This is a genomic window from Bacillus sp. AFS088145, from assembly GCF_002564465.1.
GTDB lineage: Bacteria > Bacillota > Bacilli > Bacillales > Bacillaceae_G > Gottfriedia.
Map to the genome: position 1 here is coordinate 304,203 of NZ_NUUX01000013.1, position 17,256 is coordinate 321,458.

A 17,256-nucleotide genomic window follows, 5' to 3' on the forward strand; every position below is an offset into this window, starting at 1 on the left:
ATAAATTTGGTAAAAAAATGAATGCTTTTTCAAAAATTCAAATTGCAATTTTAGTATAACAAATTTATCTATCGTAACATATCTCACAATCCATGATGTATACCCCCTAAGATGCTAATGCAATGTAGGCTAAAATACAGAAAGTTAATATACAATTCTGAATTTTTATAGTAGAATTTTCGATAAGTATCGATTTTTTTCTACAAATTTTATTATACATTTTTATTAGAGTTTTACAACAATTTTGACAAATAAAATTAAATAATTTGTTAAAATAAAGAGAATTGTCTTAAAAATGCTAACAATTTAAAAATATTTTGTAACGATTTGTTGAAACTGTTTACAATATTATTATAGTATAGCATTATTAAGTCTACAATATATAATTCTTTCCAATAGGAGGATCACAAATTAAATGTCGAAACACTATATTATTGTCGTATTATCTGCGATATTACTAGCAGCAATCATTTCTTTTATCCAAGGAACATTAAACTTTTTCCTTCATTTCACGAACACAATATTCTATATTGGACTAACATTATTTGTTTTTAGTGGTTTTTTATTTATCGTACAAAGTGGATTTTTTAATATCACTCGCTTTGGAATGCGTAAAGTATTCGGAACGAGAGACCAACAGATGGCAGAAATGACTGGTGATGAATCACTTACTGTTAAAAAGGATATGATCTATAGAAGATATAGATTTTCAATTACAAAACCATTACTTATGGCTTCAATCACTTTAGTGATCCTTTCTTTTTTATTCAGTTTTATCATTATTTACTAAATGATGTATCAACATCTTGAAAGTTGAATATAATTAAGATATTATCTATAGAAAGTATATATAAGCGATGAAGAAGAGTAGTACACAGATTTAGCATGTTAAGAGAGCTTGTGGATGGTGAAAACAAGTCATGCTCCCTGTCGAATGGACTTCTGAGCTTCGGACCGAACAGATAGTATAAGTAGGCTTCGACGTAACTCAAACGATAGATGAGAGCATGATTTCATGCATGAGTGATTCCTTATTTGGAATAACTAGAGTGGTACCGCGGTTTAATCGTCTCTATGTAATAGAGAGATTATGCCGCTTTTTTTATTTTATTTAGCTTTTTTAGGAGGATTTTAAGATGCAAACTATTTTTAGTGGAATTCAACCAACATCATCTGGAGGAATTACTTTAGGTAACTATTTAGGTGCGGTAAAACAATTCATTGAATTACAAAATGATTATAACTGTTATTTCTGTATTGTTGATCAACATGCAATAACAGTACCGCAAGACAGACTAGCTTTACGTAAAAACATTCAAAGTCTATCTGCAATCTATGTTGCTGCAGGTTTAGACCCAGAAAAATCAACTATTTTTATCCAATCTGAAGTACCTGCACACGCACAAGCAGGATGGATGATGCAATGTATATCGTATATCGGTGAATTAGAGCGTATGACACAGTTTAAAGATAAATCATCTGGTAAAGATGGTGTATCAGCAGCTTTATTAACATATCCACCTTTAATGGCCGCGGATATACTTTTATACGGTACTCACTTAGTTCCAGTTGGCGATGACCAAAAGCAACATTTAGAGCTTACTCGTGACTTAGCAGAGCGTTTTAATAAGAAATATAATGATATCTTTACGATTCCTGAAGTTAGAATTAGTAAAGACGCTGCTAGAATTATGAGTTTAGCTGATCCAACTAAAAAAATGAGTAAATCCGATGAAAATCAAAAAGCTACAATTTTTGTTTTAGATGAACCGAAAGTAATTGAAAAGAAAATTAAAAGTGCTGTAACTGACTCTGAAGGCATTGTTAAGTATGATAAAGAAAATAAGCCTGGTATTTCAAATTTATTAAGCATTTACTCAGCATTTACTGGTGAAACAATTCAAGAATTGGAAAATAAATATGCTGGTAAAAATTATGGAGAATTCAAGCAAGATACTGCAGATGTAGTAGTAAACGGTTTACGTCCATTACAAGAACGCTATAAAGAAATTATTTCATCGACTGAATTAGATGATATTTTAGATGCAGGAGCTGCAAAAGCTAATGCCGTTGCGAATAAAATGATTAAAAAAATGGAAAATGCTATGGGATTAGGTCGCAAGAGAAAAAAATAATTCTGTTTTTCGTAAAAATTAAAATAGTAATGGGTGTCTTAAAAGTCAAAGAACTTTAGAGACACCTTTTTCTTTACTATAAGGAAAAGACGAAATATCAAGAAATGACTAAAAGACCCACAAGGCACTTTATCACCTTGTGGGTCTTTTTCGTTTTGAGGCCATTTTAAATAACCTCTTTTTAGTTTACTTTTTGTTCGTGTTCCATTTCCCATAGTTTTTCAAAGAAAGGTTGACCTTTAACGATTCTTCCACATAATTGCTCATGTCGATCTGACCAACCACTCTTTATTTCGTCATATAATTGGGACCAAATGTCCTCAAATGACAAATCCTGAATATGTTGATACGATCTTGGATTCCACTCAGTGTACCAATATCGAATCTCCGAAGGATTTTTGGATGAATGGAGTTGATCTAGCGCCATAAATAATAACTGCTTTAGTTGTCTTTCTTTTCTAGTTAGTCCGCTCATAATAATTGGCGACGGTGACAGTATATGATGTTCTTTTGTTTCATCATTTACTAAATTTTGAAGACTATAGTGACTTTCTTCAATCTCGGCTGTCATATCATACACCATTTGTTCTTGCCTTGGTATAAGACGACTTTTTCGAATTGGAATATTATACCCAATTGTGTCAACCGCAATAATACCATTACCGTCAGTTACTACAAAGCAATAATCTAGCTGAATACGCTCATGATTCTTTCTTACATAAGACTTTTGAAACACTTCAGTTAATAGACCGGAAGGAAGCTCTAATAGTTCATTTTCAATATACTGATATAACTCTGGAGTAACTTTAATGACTGGAACTTGGTCTAATAATTCAACACTATCATCTTTTCTCCATTCAAAAAAATGACAGACATTGTAACCATTTTCTTCACCTTCAAACCAATTGACCCATACATCATGTAAATACAACATTTACTACCCCTCACTTCACAACTGTATGTAACTTTCAGTATGGTCAGTGATTCACTAATTTATTCCATTTTCCACTGAATTACAAAAAGTGTTTAACAAACTGAATGAAATATAGTCAATAAATCATTAAATATCATAGATTAAAGCTTCTCTGATACATTAATGCTAGCAATACATTATATACGCTCTGATATGCTCTGGAATCGTTTGCATTCAAATTGAAATATAATGTATTGCATTTTCCTTAATCTTTTTACTTGGCGTTCGTAAAAGGATATCAGTTGACCATTCTGTCTGCTCTGTACAACTTTTAACAATGTCATATCCAACACTGTAACCCAATAATTTTGGAATTCCGTTCCCACCATACAAGTATTTTGAAAAATTATCATCATTACTTGTTATCTCAAGTTTATCTATTAAATATTTTTTATAATATAATTCACATTGCTTGGAAGAATACTGATTTGTCCATGGTGCCTGAACTGCTTCTCCATATTTATCTAAAACTGCAGTTTCGGCTAAACCTTCTAAAATCATTGCATCAAGTAATGTGACCTTTTTGTTTTTATATAACTTTGTCAATCTTACAATATGATGATACTCATGTAATAATACTGCTTTATGTTGCAAAATTCCTTCTAAAGGGGACAAAAATAAACAAATACATTTTTTATGTGCGATTCCACCCCTTTGATAAGTCGTGTTTTTAAACATACTTCCCGTTCTATGACAAGGTAAAATAAATATAGGTAAGTCAGGTCCATTAAATTCTCTTTTTAACTTCTCAAACTCTTCAGAAAGGCTTTTCCATATACTTTTTTCATCTAGTTGTTTTAGATCATCTTTACTCAAGGTTGACAGCCTCGATAAACCGTGGGAAAGAAGATATTTATATAAACTCTCCTCATTATATTTCGGAAAATATGGTAAAAGTTTTTTCATTACCATTTGTTTATCTTCAATAAAATCAACCCATTTATAAGTTGGTATTATCCCAAGTTAATCACCTCATTTTACTATTAAAGTATGATAATTAACTAGTGAAAGTTACTTTTTTTACACTCTGATTCCTAATAAAAAAAAGCTTAGGTAAAGACCTAAGCTTTCGTGTCCAAACTACATTTTAAACTTATTTAGTGAATTCTTTAAATGCTAAAGTGACATTATGTCCACCAAATCCTAATGAATTAGAAATTGCTGCTTTTACATTAAATGGTCTAGCAACATTTGGTACATAATCTAAATCACATTCGCTATCAGTTTCTTGGTGATTAATCGTTGGAGCAATTACTTTATTATGGATTGTTAATGCTGTAATAATTGCTTCAATTCCACCAGCTGCTCCTAGCATATGACCAGTCATAGATTTTGTTGAACTAATTGGTACATTGTATGCATGTTCGCCAAATACTTCTTTAATTGCCATCGTTTCGAATTTATCATTTAATTCAGTACTTGTTCCATGTGCATTAATGTAATGAATATCTTCAACTGATAAACCAGCATCATCAAGTGCCATTCTCATTGCACGTGCGCCACCTTCTCCTCCTGGAGCTGGTGCTGTAATATGGTGTGCATCACCAGTTGTTCCGTATCCAACGATTTCAGCATAAATCTTTGCTCCACGAGCTAATGCGTGTTCTAATTCCTCAAGGAATACGATACCAGCACCTTCACCAATGATAAAGCCATCACGAGCATTATCAAATGGACGACAAGCTTTTTCTGGATCTGGATTTAATGATAATGCTCTTGCAGCACAGAACCCAGCAAGACCCATATCAGTAATTGGTGCTTCTGCACCACCAGTAATCATTGCAACTGCATCGCCACGTTGAATAATTTTGAAAGCATCACCAATCGAACTTGCACCAGAAGCACAAGCTGTAACTGTACAACCATTTGGACCTTTAGCACCTGTTAAAATAGATACTTGTCCAGATGCCATATCAGGGATTAGCATCGGAATAAAGAACGGGCTTACTCGACGTGCGCCTTTTGTTTGGAATGTATTAAACTGTTCTTCATATGTTTCCATACCACCGATACCAGAACCAATCCAAACACCAACTTTTGGCGCAATTTCTTCGTCAATCGTAAAGTTTGCATCTTCTATAGCCATTTTTGAAGCTGCAATCGCATAGTGAGTAAAACGGTCCATGCGTTTTACTTCTTTTTTATCAATATATTTTTCAGGATCAAAGTCTTTTACTTCTCCCGCAACTTTAACAGGGAAATTATCAGGATTTTTTCGAGTCAGAGCACCAATTCCACTCTTTCCATTCATTAAACTTTCCCATACTGTATTTATATCATTACCAATAGGTGATACTGCACCTAAACCTGTAATAACAACTCGTTTTTTCATTCCAAAAAATCCTCCTTCAATTAGATTATCTTCCGAATCGAAGTGCAATTGCACCCCAAGTTAATCCGCCGCCAAATCCAACTAATACTAATACATCGTCTTCTTTAACATTTCCTTTTTTATATTCTTCAACTAATGCAATTGGAATTGAAGATGAAGATGTATTACCATGACGATCAATAATTACACTCATTTTTTCTTTAGGTAGCTGTAATCTTTCTCTTGCAGCGTCCATTATACGAGTATTCGCTTGGTGTGGAATTAAGAAATCCACTTCTTCTTTCGTTAATCCTGCTAATTTTAATACAGATTCACAAGAATCTCCCATTTGACGAACTGCAAATTTAAACACTTCTCGTCCGTTCATTACTAAGTGATCCCCACCTTTATAAAGATGTTTACCACCAGTACCGTCCGCACCTAATTCATAAGAAAGAATCCCTCTGCCTTCACTTACTGGTCCGATAACGGCAGCACCTGCACCGTCACCAAATAAAACTGCCGTGTTTCGATCTTCCCAGTTAACAATTTTAGTTAACTTTTCAGCTCCGATTACAAGAATTCTACTGTATGTACCAGTATTAACAAACTGAGCTGCAGTAACAACACCATAAATAAATCCAGCACAAGCAGCACTAATATCCATTGCAGCAGCATTTTTAGCTCCAAGTTTTTCTTGAATTACACATGCAACTGATGGAAACGACTTATCTGGAGTAACAGTTCCAACTAAAATTAAATCAAGTTCTTCTGCTTTTACATTTGCATCTTTTAAAGCTTCTACCGCAGCTTCATATGCTAAATCAGAAGTGTCTTGTTCGTCACTAGCAATTCTTCTCTCTTTAATTCCAGTACGACTAACAATCCACTCATCTGAAGTATCCATCATTTGTTCTAAATCATAATTAGTTAACTTTTTTTCGGGTACGTATGAGCCAATACCTAAAATTCCAGCATTCATTAATATCCCCGCCTTACTTTATTATTTTTATGTCTTCTTATTATTACCTGGTACTAATTTTATGAAATAATATGTACTTTGTCTACATTTTTATCTTTTAAAATCTAGGCTATGTAAAAAAGTTTGTTCATTTCTTAAAAAGAATACCACTTTGGACGAACTTTAAATCCAAAACGAATTTTTAAACTAATGTATTCTACTACAAAAAAGGAAATAGTTCAAAATGAACCATTTCCCTATTTGAGTAATGTATTTCATTAGTAAAGATGAAAATGCTGTTGAATTTGCTGTTTTTGCTTTTGTATACCGTCCTCAAATGAAGTTGTATTAATAATAACAAAAGGAGTTGCATCTATATAGTTTCTCATTTGAGCGTACTTTATTCCGTCGATCATATTTTGTAATCCGGTGAAATTCCCGTCCTCTGGTAAGTACATACATTGTTTAGCTGTAATGATATATTTATGTTCTTTTAATTCCTTCTCAGAAATTATCCGAATTGCTTTACCTACATCTTCTACAAATAGAATTTCATTAGAACCGTATACATTCTTTATGGAAACATTTCTTTTTCCTAGGTCTTGAACAATCAATTCATGTACTAAGCCTGCGGATGGCTCCCAAGGTCCATATATAGATGGAATTTCAATGTAAGTAATATTGCAATCTATATTTTTACTCAATTCATTAACAGTTCTTTCTAAATCTGCTAATTCTTTTTTTGTAGATAATAAAAAGATTATATCCTTACTTTTGCCAATGATTTTGTTAAATAGTTTTTCTGTAAACTCTATACTATTTATTGAGCCTTTTAACTTTAGTTCGTCATAAAAATGAGAAATAAAAATAGTATCATATTGCTCATTCTCTAATAAAAATTGCTCTTCATCTAAAAAGACTACTCTTGCATTTCTTCCGATTGAAAAGATTTTTTCTTCACTTATTAAATTACTTTCATTTCCATTTTCCATCACAACGGCTGAAACATCATTATATTCCATTAGTTGGCAAACTAACTCATAACCCATAAATCCACTGGATCCAATGACAGCACACTTTTTCATTATTAACCTCCTTCTTTTGGGAAATTTATTCAAAAAAAATATAGAGACTATAAAACATCCTGATATTTTTTTAAAAACCTTATTAAGTTTTTTCCACAGTCAAATTTTTTCTCTTCTAATGAAATCAATATCGAAATCGGCAAATTATTTTTATGTCGTTCTTCTTCTAAAAGTCTAATATCGCTTTTCCATTTATAATGATTTCTTGTTGTGGTGTAAATTTTAATTGGTGAGATTGTTTCATAAAAAAAACATTCTCTATCTATAACCATATATATATCCGACGCTTTATATGCTTTTAAAATTTCATGAACTGTTCTTTTATAGAACAATTTATTTTCTCTTTCTAAATCTAATTCATTTTTTAAATTTAACGAAGGATTTAATAATGAAATACTTCTGACTTTTCCCTTTAAGAGGCCAAGTAATTTACAAACAACTAATGCACCAGTACCTTCCCCAATTATATGAATTGATGGATTCAAAGTTTCTTTTCTCATAACTGAATGATATAAGCTTTCTGCTAAATCGACAGCGTCATCAGAACCCCAGTTTTTTCCATATAAATTTGAAGTGAATACTGTGTACCCTTCTTCTGTTAATGTTGATAATAACTTTCTTTTATCAAAATGCTGCAATAAGGAACTATGTGCATTATCTACGTAATGAGTATTCCCACCGACATAGAGTACTCCGAAACCATTCGGTCTAATAGGTAGATGAATAACTGCATATTGATCCTCTTGTTTAAAAAATCTCTCAGTTACAGGCATTCCTATCACCTTATTATTAATGTAGTATTTTTGGGGAATTATAAAATGGGTGTTAAAAAAATTCTTAAGTTACTTTTTTTAATTAAAACTTTTTAATTATAACTTCAATTATCAAATTTCTAGGTATATAATATGATAAGAACTAACTAGATAGGAGTGATTAGAGTGCGTTTTATTATGACATTGTTCTGGAGCTTTGTTTTATGCCAAATGGGATCTTACGTTTTAAGTTCAATGACTGGCGGAGAGTATAATTTCACAACTGCTTCAATTATGGCTGTAATATTAACTTTAGCGATTTCAGTTCTTAGCGAAGCAATAATTCCTAATGAACCTGTTGCAAAACACCACTAAAATCTATATATAACATATGTTGTAGCACCCAAAAACGTTCAACTTGGTATATACATATGTCATCTATTATAGATTTAGATAATTTATAAAATACTAAAATTTTGATAAATACATTCAATATTTTGTATATTGTAAACGTATAAAAGAGCGCCCTCGATCAATTAATCGAAAGCGCTTTTTTTATACCTCTTTTAAGTTACTAATGTTGCTTACTCTTCTGCGATCCACAATTATTTAAATTTGGATTTATATGTCCATTTTCTGTTATGGTTCTGAGTATCTGGAAAAACTTCTCCTGCCTGAAGTTTAATTTGTTTTGGGCGAGTTACATTACTTCCTGTTTCTCCGATTTCCACGTATACCCCATTATTTGGTGCTTTGTCGCCTGGTCTAAATTGATGTGCTTGTCCCATAATCCATTCCTCCTTCTTTTTAGGTTCTTATTGTTCCTCTAAAAAGAAAGTTTTTTCTTTTAAAAAGATGGTATTATTAGTAATTATTGGCTTTTTATCCAATAATATTTTTTCTTAAAAAGATTAACATTAAAAAATAAAAGGTGATGAATATGAAAACAAAACACTTAATTGCACTAGATTTAGACGGCACCTTATTAACGGATGAAAAAACAATATCCGAACGTACTTTAAAAGTGATCCACCAGTTAAAGAATCAGGGTCACGAAGTATGCATTTCCACTGGTAGACCTTTTAGAGCTAGTAAAATGTATTATGACCAATTAAAACTTACAACTCCAATTGTAAACTTTAATGGGGCTTATGTTCATCACCCTCTAGATGATTCATGGGGAGTTTATCACGAATCATTACCTTTAGAAGTTGCAAAAGAGGTAATTAGTTCTTGTAGAGAGTATGAATTAAAAAATATGTATGCTGAAGTAATGGATGATGTATACGCGGATAAACACGAAGAGGAGATCCTCCCACTTTTTCACTACTTAAAAGAAGATATAATCCACGGAGATTTAGTTTTAAATCTTACTCAAGCTCCAACATGTCTTCTAATCGATAGTGAAGAGTCTCATGTTGCAAGTATTCGTCAGCACCTATCAAATGTCCACGCTGAAGTAATTGATCACCGTCGCTGGGCAGCACCTCATCATATAATCGAAATTGTTAAAGCAGGAATGAATAAGGCAATAGGTCTACAAAAAGTAGCATCTTTCTATAATATTCCTCGAAAAAACATTATAGCTTTTGGGGATGAAGACAATGATTTGGAAATGATTGAATATGCGGGTCATGGTGTTGCTATGGATAACGCAATTCATCAATTAAAGAATATTGCAAACCACACAACATTATCTAATCAAGATGATGGAATCGCAATTTTCCTAGAAGATTTTTTCAACTTAAAACAATAATTCTTCTTTGTCATTAATTTCAAAGATAACTAATAATAACCACTTATAACAATTTACGAAATGTACAATCTAATAAGGACTTCACCAAAGGGATTATCCACTTTTTGATTTTGATCAATTACTATTGGAAATTCTTAAGAAGTCAAAAACAAAAAGCTTTCCTATTTAGGAGGGAATCATAATGGGCAAAAGTAATAAGTCTAAGCGCTTTATTCAACAAAGTTCTGATTCTGTTACAAAGTACTCTGAAAAATTCCCTTACCACTTTACATTAGCTGAAGCAGAAGAGCGAAAAGCTAATAATAGTCAAAGCATTAATGCTTAACTTCAAGCATTAAAAACAAAAAACAACCATTGGAATACTCCTTTGGTTGTTTTTTTATTTCTTTCTTTATTTACTGAAGAAGTTACTGGTAAGAAACTGTTTGGGTAACTGGTTTAATTTCTCCATTAAGATTTTTCTCATTCACCTTTGATGCAACGATATTTGCAGTTATTTCATAATTACCATATGGAAGGTTTTTATTTACAAAACTAACTTTCTCTTCCCAAACTTGTGTTTTTCCGCCAGGTACCGCAACATTTGTAATGACTTGTGCATATACCATTTCTCGAGATGATTGATAAACCACTCGTCCTCTCTCATCTTTAATTGTAAAATCAACTGTTTGTGATGAAGGGAATGTAAAATTTGCAGGGATTTTATTATCATTACGTAATGAATATTTCATTTTTACAAGGCCGTTAGCTTCTGTAATTTCAAGTGTTGGTGAAAGCTTTTCAACGTCAATCTCATTGATTTGTCCTACAGTTTGATTTGTACTTGGTGTTGGTTTTATTTCCTTGTCACTCTTTGCACCACAACCAGAAAGAAGTAGTGAACAAGCTAGTAAGAGAATCGATCCCTTTTTCAAAATAATCTCCACCTTTTTAGTTTCCTTCCTAAATTATACCAAAAAGCTAAGAAATTACTTTAACAATTAAGTGAAATATTAGTGATAGTATTAGCTAGCATTGATGATTTAGTAACCAATGCATAAATCTTAAAATTAAAAGAAAAATTAATTAAGAATTTATCTAACTATTAATTGTCTACATATGTACTCCTTACCCATATATGAAAGGGGAATTAACATGATGCATACTATTTTCCATTCATTCATACTAATTTTAGCTGGCATTTTACTATTAAGAATAGCTGGAAGAAAATCAATTTCACAAATGACATTGCCCCAAACGATTGTTATGATTTCGATTGGTACAATTATCGTTACTCCAATTATTGAAAAAGGCTTAACTAAAACAATTGTTGCTGCCACAGTTTTTGTATTAACTCTACTTGCATTAGAATATTTGCAGATGAAGTCGAATACTCTTGAAAAATTTTTTACAGGAAAATCAAAAATTGTAGTAGAAAACGGCAAGTTAAATATTAAAAATTTAAAAAAGTTACGTTTAACGGTTGATCAATTAGAAATGCGCATTCGAAATGAAGGAATTAATAAATTTGATGATATTAAGTTTGCTACAATTGAACCAAATGGCTTATTAGGATTCGAATTAGCTGCGGATGCGAAACCATTAACAATTAGAGAGTTTAAAACACTAATGGAGTCTTACGGATTTCAACTTAATAATAATCATTTAAGCGAGAATACTCAAAGTTCTGCTTCAATTTTTAATGAAATAAAAGGAAAACAAAAACCCGAAAATCCTAAATTGAAATAAATCATAAAAAGACTAGCAAATTTAAACTTTTGGCTAGTCTTTATCTATTTAAATCTTTCTAAATTCCCCTAAAACATCAACAGTTTGTACCACATTCGTAAAAGCTTTAGGATCTACTCTTTTTATAATTCTTTCCAAATCATATAATTCATAACGAGATAAAACAATCATTAAAATATCTTTATCTTGTTTAGTAAATGCGCCAGTAGCATTCATTTGTGTAATTCCTCGGACAAGTTTCGCATGAATTTCTTTTCTAAGCTCTTCACCTTTTGTAGTGACAATCATTGCCGTTAGCTTAACATGACTTGTATGAACACTATCGATCACACGAGTAGTAACATATAAATTGATTAAAGTATAAAGAGCTTTTTCCATTCCATATAGCTGGCCAGCTGTAATGATAATAATTGCATTAAACAAAAAGAAATAGGTTCCAACCGGTTTCCCTTTTGATTTTGAAAGAACTAAGGCGATAATATCCAACCCACCTGTAGATCCACCGAATTTTAATGTCATTCCAATTCCGATCGCAGCAATTAAACCACCAAAAACTGCATTAAGAAGAATATCATCAGAAAAAATCGGTTTAATAGGTAAAATTTCCAAAAATAACGTCATTATTCCTACACTAAAGAAACTAAAATACGTAAAGGAACGTCCAACTTTTTTCCATGCTAAAACGATAACAGGAATATTTAATAACGCTAAAAGAATCCCCGTCGTTGCTGTAAACGGAGTGTAGTCAGTAATAATATTTGAAAGTAACTGAGCTAGACCTGCAAAACCACTTGAATATACATTAGCAGGGATTAAAAAACAATTCATTGCAAACGCATTTAAGAAACCACCAATCATTACTACAACCAGCTTAAATAAAAGCTCTTTATTTCTTTCCACCAACTCTGCTTCCTCCTCAAAAAAAATAAAACTTCTCTCTATAATAAAAAATCTACCTCTGTAGAACATCATAGTTGTTTAACAAAAGCTAAAATGTAAAAACGAACACACATACATAATTAAGGTGATAAAGGCAAACCTAACATTATCATTTCTTATAAAGGAGCTTAATTATGCCTACTAGTGATAATGACAAAAAAGCAAAAGATAATAACGCTGTAAGAGAAAAGAAAAATGCACAAGAAAGTAAAAATGCACAAGCTGGTAAGAAATCTTTTTCTAAAAGTGTCGATCATCTTTAATATTTTAAAAACGTTTAAATTGATTAAAAAACATGTAAAATTTCATCTAATAGTTTAAGTATATTTAAATCTTTCTGAAAGACAATAAGAACTTTCTAAACTTGAAAAAGCCTTATTATTAAGAATATTTAACCGATGTAAATATTTTTAAACAACCTCTAGAAACACTATTATATAAGTGTTTTTAGAGGTTTTAACAAATTTAAAATTTTGCCAAACAAAAGCCCACTACCCTCCACAAATTAGGTGAGGTTTTTGGGGAATTTTTTTTTGCATAATGATAGTGAACAGACACTTTTTAAAACAATACAAAATCTAAGCAAATGAAAAAAAGGACCATTTCCAGCATTACTGGAAAGGTCCTTTTACTTGGATTTTTATTGAATCATTTAAAAAAGCCTCTGCAACAACACATTAATAATATCAAGTTTTAATCAACATGTACTGTCCTTATTTGAAATGCAATATATCAAATAAGGACTTAACATTAACTAAATTTATTACCAGATCCCAAATCTACTCACCAACAACAAAAACTATTCCGCATTTCTTTTTGTAGTGCTTTAAATGCTGCTAATATTTAATCTCCAAAGCTCTTATCATCATTAATAACTAGAACTTCCTAAATTCTCCAAACACATCAATTGTTTGCACGATATTTGTAAACGCCTTTTCATCAACTGATTTAATGACTTTCGATAGATGATATAGCTCATAACGTGATAGCACCATCATTAAAATTTGTTTATCTTGATTCGTAAAGGCACCTTTTGCATTAATTGCAGTAATTCCTCGCACTAGCTTCGAATGGATTTCTTTACGTAACTCGTCACCTTTTGTTGTGACAATAAAGGCAGTTACTTTAATATGACTAGTATGAATTGCATCAATGAATCTAGAAGTTACGTATAGGTTAATTAGTGTATAAAGTGCTTTCTCCATTCCATAAATATAACCCGCCGTTAAAATAATTAACGCATTAAACAGGAAGAAGTATGTACCAACAGGTTTTCCTTTCGAACGTGATAATACTAGTGCAACAATATCTAATCCACCTGTTGAAGCACCAAACTTTAATGTATATCCAATTCCTACTGCAACAATTAATCCACCAAATACAGCGTTTAGTAAAATATCTTTTGAGAATAGAGGCGTTACTGGAATTACTTCTAAAAATAACGTCGTGATTCCAACGCTTAAAATCGTAAAATACGTAAAAGATGGGCCTATTTTTTTCCATGCTAAAATGATGACAGGAATATTTAATATCGCAAGTAAAATACCCGTAGAAGCCGAAAAAGGTGTAAAATCATTTAATAAATTAGTAAGTAACTGAGCTAAACCAGAAAAACCACTTGAATAAACACTGACAGGAATTAAAAAACAATTCATAGCAAATGCATTCATAAATGCACCGAATATTACTACAAGAACTTTTATTAACAATTCTTTTTTGTCATCCACCTACAAGCCTCCTATACATTCATAAGTTTAGTATGCCTGTAAATTGTAAAAAAATAGCAAAAAACCACTTCACCTAGTGAAATGGTTTCAAAACCTAATTATTGCTCTTTCTTCTCAAACAGTTCTTTTGCGTATGTCCAACCGTCTTCTTGATAGATTTTATTTTCTTTTAATAATCTACCCATCGCTCGTTTAAATGAAGCTTTACTAATATTAAATCTTACTTTAATATCCTCTGCGTCACTCTTATCCCAGTAAGGCATTGCCCCACCACGACTCATCATATATTCATAAATCTCATTTGCTTCTTGATCTAATCCTTCATGAACCCTTGGTAAAAGTGATACGTTAATACTACCATCATCTTTCACATCAATAATGCGTCCACTTACTCTTTCACCAATGCGAGGTTCAGTTTTTCTCTGTGATTCATGGATAAAACCTATGAATCGTTCATCAGTTAAAATATAAGACCCCACTCTTAAAGTACGATAAATGATTCCTGTAACATTTTTATTAAGCATACTAGGTTCAGCCGGCACAGAGAACTCTTTCATGACTGGTTCAGTAGCAATTTTAATTAGTAGTCTACCTTTGTTTGTTTGCTTTAACGTACAAAAAATTTCATCGCCTTCTTCAGGCCAAACTTCTTGAAGAGGCGGAAGGTCACCTTTTTCTAAAAGAATATCTTTTGATATGCCGATGTTTACAAAAACACCCACTCCATCAAGTTTATCGACTACTTTTGCAAATCCATAACCTTCTGTTGTAATGAACGGCATTTCCATCGTTGCAGAAAGTCTACCTTTAGAATCATGATATAAAAATACAGTTACTTCTTGATCTATTTCAATTTCTCCAGATGCTTCATTATTATGTAAAAAAACTTCTTCTTGATCTTGGACAAGCATATACCCAATATCCGTTTCTCGACTGCAAACTAAAGTTACAATCTCTCCTGCTTGTAAACTCATTTTTTGTTACATCCTCTCTTAACTTTCAAACTAAAAATTATTATATCATGCATAATGAAAGTTTGTTACTTCGTCTATCATACACTATAATACAAGTATTAACGAATTGGAGGGATTCTATCTATGTCAAAAGAAAGTTCATTTGATATTGTTTCAAAAGTAGACTTACCAGAAGTCTCTAATGCGATTCAACTTGCTACAAAAGAAATCGCAACTCGCTATGACTTTAAAGGAAGCAAAAGCTCAATCACTTTAGAAAAAGAAGAACTAGTTTTAGTTTCTGATGACGATTATAAGTTAGAGCAATTAAAAGACGTATTAATTAATAAATTAATTAAACGCAATGTTCCTATTAAAAATCTAGACTACAGTAAAGTTGAAGGTGCTTCAGGTGGTACTGTAAGACAAAGAGCTAAATTAGTTCAAGGTATAGATAAAGATAATGCAAAAAAGATCAATACAATCATTAAAAATAGTGGATTAAAAGTAAAATCACAAATTCAAGATGATCAAATCCGTGTAACTGCAAAAAGTAGAGATGATTTACAAGCAATTATCGCTGCTGTAAAAGGTGCAGATTTATCAGTTGATGTTCAATTTTTGAATTACCGATAAACTTATACATACTTAAAAAAGAGGATGAAATCAGTCATCCTCTTTTTTAACTTTTATAAATTTAATTAGCTACTAACTAAAGTTAATCTCTCATTTTTTACACATGTATCACGGATTACTATTTTATATGGTACGATAATACTTTTTTCAGTACCATCCGGTTCTTCAATTTTTGAAATAATATTTTTTGCTGCTTCATTGCCTAATTGATAAATATTAATATCTACAGATGTTAATGGTGGATTTGCTAATTCTGCAAAAATTGCATTATTAAAGCTAATAATTGAAATATTATTCGGGACTGAAATGTTATGTTCGCTTAATACACTTATAATTCCTAATGCTAATACATCATCAGTTACAACAATTGCAGTCGGAAGATCCTTTAGTTCTAGCAATTGATTTACTGCTTTTCTTCCACCGTCTCTCGTAAATGATGTAAATATAATTTCCTCTTCATTTACTGGAAGTCCGTTTAATTGCATTGTATCTTGGAAACCACGTAAACGGTTTTGAGTTACTAGAAGACTACTTTCTCCTCCAACAAACGCAATTTGGCGATGTCCATAATCAATTAAATAATTCGTAACATCTCTAGCAGCTGCATAATTATCGTTATCAATATATGTTATATCATCAATTGAATGATATGGCTTCCCTACTAAAACAAAAGGAAAATTATTTTCGTCCAAATAATCAATAATCTTATCATTTTCCTTAGAGTAAAGAAGAATAATTCCATCGACTCTTCTACCTCTAATTGTTTTAATCACAGTTTGTTCGACTTCATCCTCGTTGTTTCCTGTAATAAAATAAAGAGAGTAGTCTTTTTGATTCGAATACGCTGTCACACCCCTAATTACTTCTGCAAAAAAAGGATTATGAAATGATGTATCTAATGCTGGTGGTAAAACTAATCCAATTGATTTCGTAGATCGATTAGCCAATGACCTTGCATTTAAATTTGGATGATAATTTAATTCATCCATTACTTTTCTAACTTTTCTTTTTGTTTTTTCACTAATTCTTGGGTTGTTTGAGATAACTCGAGACACCGTTGAAGGCGCTACATTCGCTTTCTTCGCAACATCCTTAATTGTAATAGTCATTTTAATTCCCCTTATTTACGAATGAATGTAAACGTTATCAATTTTTCTTTAGATGTAGACTCTATTTAAAAGATTATTGATACAATCCACATCTTCCCTCACAAGTCGATGTCCCGTTTATTATACTGGAATCTAGTGGATTTAATCTTTTACTAATTTGCTTAGAATACTAAAAAGATAGCCATCTTTTC

At 31.6% G+C, this 17,256-nt stretch carries 20 protein-coding genes and 1 other annotated feature; of the genes, 8 read left to right on the forward strand and 12 right to left on the reverse strand.

What is annotated here, in order from left to right; translation table 11 throughout:
• Window positions 1-415 precede the first annotated feature (415 nt).
• Together COI44_RS09615 and trpS are read left to right on the forward strand one after the other, a co-directional pair.
• Window positions 416-790, forward strand: a complete 375-nt coding sequence (locus COI44_RS09615) for a DUF3899 domain-containing protein (RefSeq protein WP_098427731.1) — start codon at window positions 416-418, stop codon at window positions 788-790.
• A 58-nt stretch (window positions 791-848) separates the two neighbouring features.
• Window positions 849-1,077 (forward strand) — a binding site (T-box leader).
• Window positions 1,078-1,136: 59 nt separating this feature from the next.
• Window positions 1,137-2,135 carry a tryptophan--tRNA ligase gene (trpS, locus tag COI44_RS09620; RefSeq protein WP_098427732.1) on the forward strand — a complete coding sequence of 333 codons (999 nt, stop codon included), beginning with the start codon at window positions 1,137-1,139 and terminating at the stop codon, window positions 2,133-2,135.
• Between the two features lie 181 nt (window positions 2,136-2,316).
• Here trpS and COI44_RS09625 read toward each other — a convergent pair whose 3' ends face one another.
• From COI44_RS09625 to COI44_RS09650, 6 genes are all read right to left on the reverse strand, one after another.
• Window positions 2,317-3,069 carry a YjbA family protein gene (locus COI44_RS09625; RefSeq protein WP_098427733.1) on the reverse strand — a complete coding sequence of 251 codons (753 nt, stop codon included), beginning with the start codon at window positions 3,067-3,069 and terminating at the stop codon, window positions 2,317-2,319.
• A 213-nt stretch (window positions 3,070-3,282) separates the two neighbouring features.
• Entirely contained in the window at window positions 3,283-3,924 is a 642-nt protein-coding gene (locus COI44_RS09630) for a DUF2268 domain-containing putative Zn-dependent protease (protein WP_179887064.1), read from the reverse strand.
• A gap of 277 nt (window positions 3,925-4,201) precedes the next feature.
• Window positions 4,202-5,440 (reverse strand): beta-ketoacyl-ACP synthase II, encoded by a 1,239-nt coding sequence (gene fabF, locus COI44_RS09635; protein WP_098427735.1) that lies wholly within the window; start codon window positions 5,438-5,440, stop codon window positions 4,202-4,204.
• Window positions 5,441-5,465: 25 nt separating this feature from the next.
• Window positions 5,466-6,401, reverse strand: a complete 936-nt coding sequence (locus COI44_RS09640) for a beta-ketoacyl-ACP synthase III (protein ID WP_098233230.1) — start codon at window positions 6,399-6,401, stop codon at window positions 5,466-5,468.
• A 257-nt stretch (window positions 6,402-6,658) separates the two neighbouring features.
• Window positions 6,659-7,465: a hypothetical protein gene (locus tag COI44_RS09645; RefSeq protein ID WP_098427736.1), complete on the reverse strand. Its 807-nt coding sequence runs from the start codon at window positions 7,463-7,465 to the stop codon at window positions 6,659-6,661.
• 47 nt (window positions 7,466-7,512) lie between these two features.
• On the reverse strand, window positions 7,513-8,238 hold the full coding sequence (locus tag COI44_RS09650; protein ID WP_098233228.1) for an alpha/beta fold hydrolase: 726 nt from the start codon (window positions 8,236-8,238) through the stop codon (window positions 7,513-7,515).
• 165 nt (window positions 8,239-8,403) lie between these two features.
• Between COI44_RS09650 and COI44_RS09655 the strand changes: the two genes are divergently transcribed.
• A complete protein-coding gene (locus COI44_RS09655) occupies window positions 8,404-8,592 on the forward strand; it encodes a YjzD family protein (RefSeq protein ID WP_098427737.1) in 189 nt (62 codons plus the stop codon).
• A gap of 230 nt (window positions 8,593-8,822) precedes the next feature.
• On the opposite strand, the gene COI44_RS09660 is transcribed toward COI44_RS09655, so the two are convergent.
• On the reverse strand, window positions 8,823-9,005 hold the full coding sequence (locus COI44_RS09660; RefSeq protein WP_056473610.1) for a YjzC family protein: 183 nt from the start codon (window positions 9,003-9,005) through the stop codon (window positions 8,823-8,825).
• 152 nt (window positions 9,006-9,157) lie between these two features.
• On the opposite strand from COI44_RS09660, the gene COI44_RS09665 reads away from it, so the two are divergent.
• Window positions 9,158-9,973, forward strand: coding sequence for a Cof-type HAD-IIB family hydrolase (locus COI44_RS09665; RefSeq protein ID WP_098427738.1), 816 nt, complete (start codon window positions 9,158-9,160; stop codon window positions 9,971-9,973).
• A gap of 181 nt (window positions 9,974-10,154) precedes the next feature.
• Window positions 10,155-10,298, forward strand: coding sequence for a hypothetical protein (locus COI44_RS24100; RefSeq protein ID WP_179887066.1), 144 nt, complete (start codon window positions 10,155-10,157; stop codon window positions 10,296-10,298).
• 82 nt (window positions 10,299-10,380) lie between these two features.
• Here the strand turns inward: COI44_RS24100 and COI44_RS09670 are convergent, their stop codons facing one another.
• Window positions 10,381-10,887, reverse strand: a complete 507-nt coding sequence (locus COI44_RS09670) for a BsuPI-related putative proteinase inhibitor (protein ID WP_098427739.1) — start codon at window positions 10,885-10,887, stop codon at window positions 10,381-10,383.
• A gap of 223 nt (window positions 10,888-11,110) precedes the next feature.
• Here COI44_RS09670 and COI44_RS09675 point away from each other — a divergent pair, with 223 nt between their 5' ends.
• Window positions 11,111-11,701 carry a DUF421 domain-containing protein gene (locus COI44_RS09675; protein ID WP_098427956.1) on the forward strand — a complete coding sequence of 197 codons (591 nt, stop codon included), beginning with the start codon at window positions 11,111-11,113 and terminating at the stop codon, window positions 11,699-11,701.
• 48 nt (window positions 11,702-11,749) lie between these two features.
• On the opposite strand, the gene COI44_RS09680 is transcribed toward COI44_RS09675, so the two are convergent.
• A complete protein-coding gene (locus COI44_RS09680; RefSeq protein WP_286163868.1) occupies window positions 11,750-12,559 on the reverse strand; it encodes a YitT family protein in 810 nt (269 codons plus the stop codon).
• Between the two features lie 215 nt (window positions 12,560-12,774).
• Between COI44_RS09680 and COI44_RS09685 the strand changes: the two genes are divergently transcribed.
• A complete protein-coding gene (locus tag COI44_RS09685; RefSeq protein ID WP_082459548.1) occupies window positions 12,775-12,903 on the forward strand; it encodes a DUF3941 domain-containing protein in 129 nt (42 codons plus the stop codon).
• Window positions 12,904-13,515: 612 nt separating this feature from the next.
• On the opposite strand, the gene COI44_RS09690 is transcribed toward COI44_RS09685, so the two are convergent.
• Together COI44_RS09690 and COI44_RS09695 are read right to left on the reverse strand one after the other, a co-directional pair.
• Window positions 13,516-14,367, reverse strand: coding sequence for a YitT family protein (locus tag COI44_RS09690; protein ID WP_286163848.1), 852 nt, complete (start codon window positions 14,365-14,367; stop codon window positions 13,516-13,518).
• Between the two features lie 98 nt (window positions 14,368-14,465).
• Window positions 14,466-15,341 carry a CvfB family protein gene (locus tag COI44_RS09695; protein ID WP_098427740.1) on the reverse strand — a complete coding sequence of 292 codons (876 nt, stop codon included), beginning with the start codon at window positions 15,339-15,341 and terminating at the stop codon, window positions 14,466-14,468.
• Between the two features lie 123 nt (window positions 15,342-15,464).
• Between COI44_RS09695 and COI44_RS09700 the strand changes: the two genes are divergently transcribed.
• Window positions 15,465-15,956 (forward strand): YajQ family cyclic di-GMP-binding protein, encoded by a 492-nt coding sequence (locus tag COI44_RS09700; RefSeq protein WP_097973692.1) that lies wholly within the window; start codon window positions 15,465-15,467, stop codon window positions 15,954-15,956.
• Between the two features lie 65 nt (window positions 15,957-16,021).
• On the opposite strand, the gene COI44_RS09705 is transcribed toward COI44_RS09700, so the two are convergent.
• Window positions 16,022-17,065, reverse strand: a complete 1,044-nt coding sequence (locus tag COI44_RS09705) for a LacI family DNA-binding transcriptional regulator (protein WP_098427741.1) — start codon at window positions 17,063-17,065, stop codon at window positions 16,022-16,024.
• Between the last annotated feature and the right edge of the window lie 191 nt (window positions 17,066-17,256).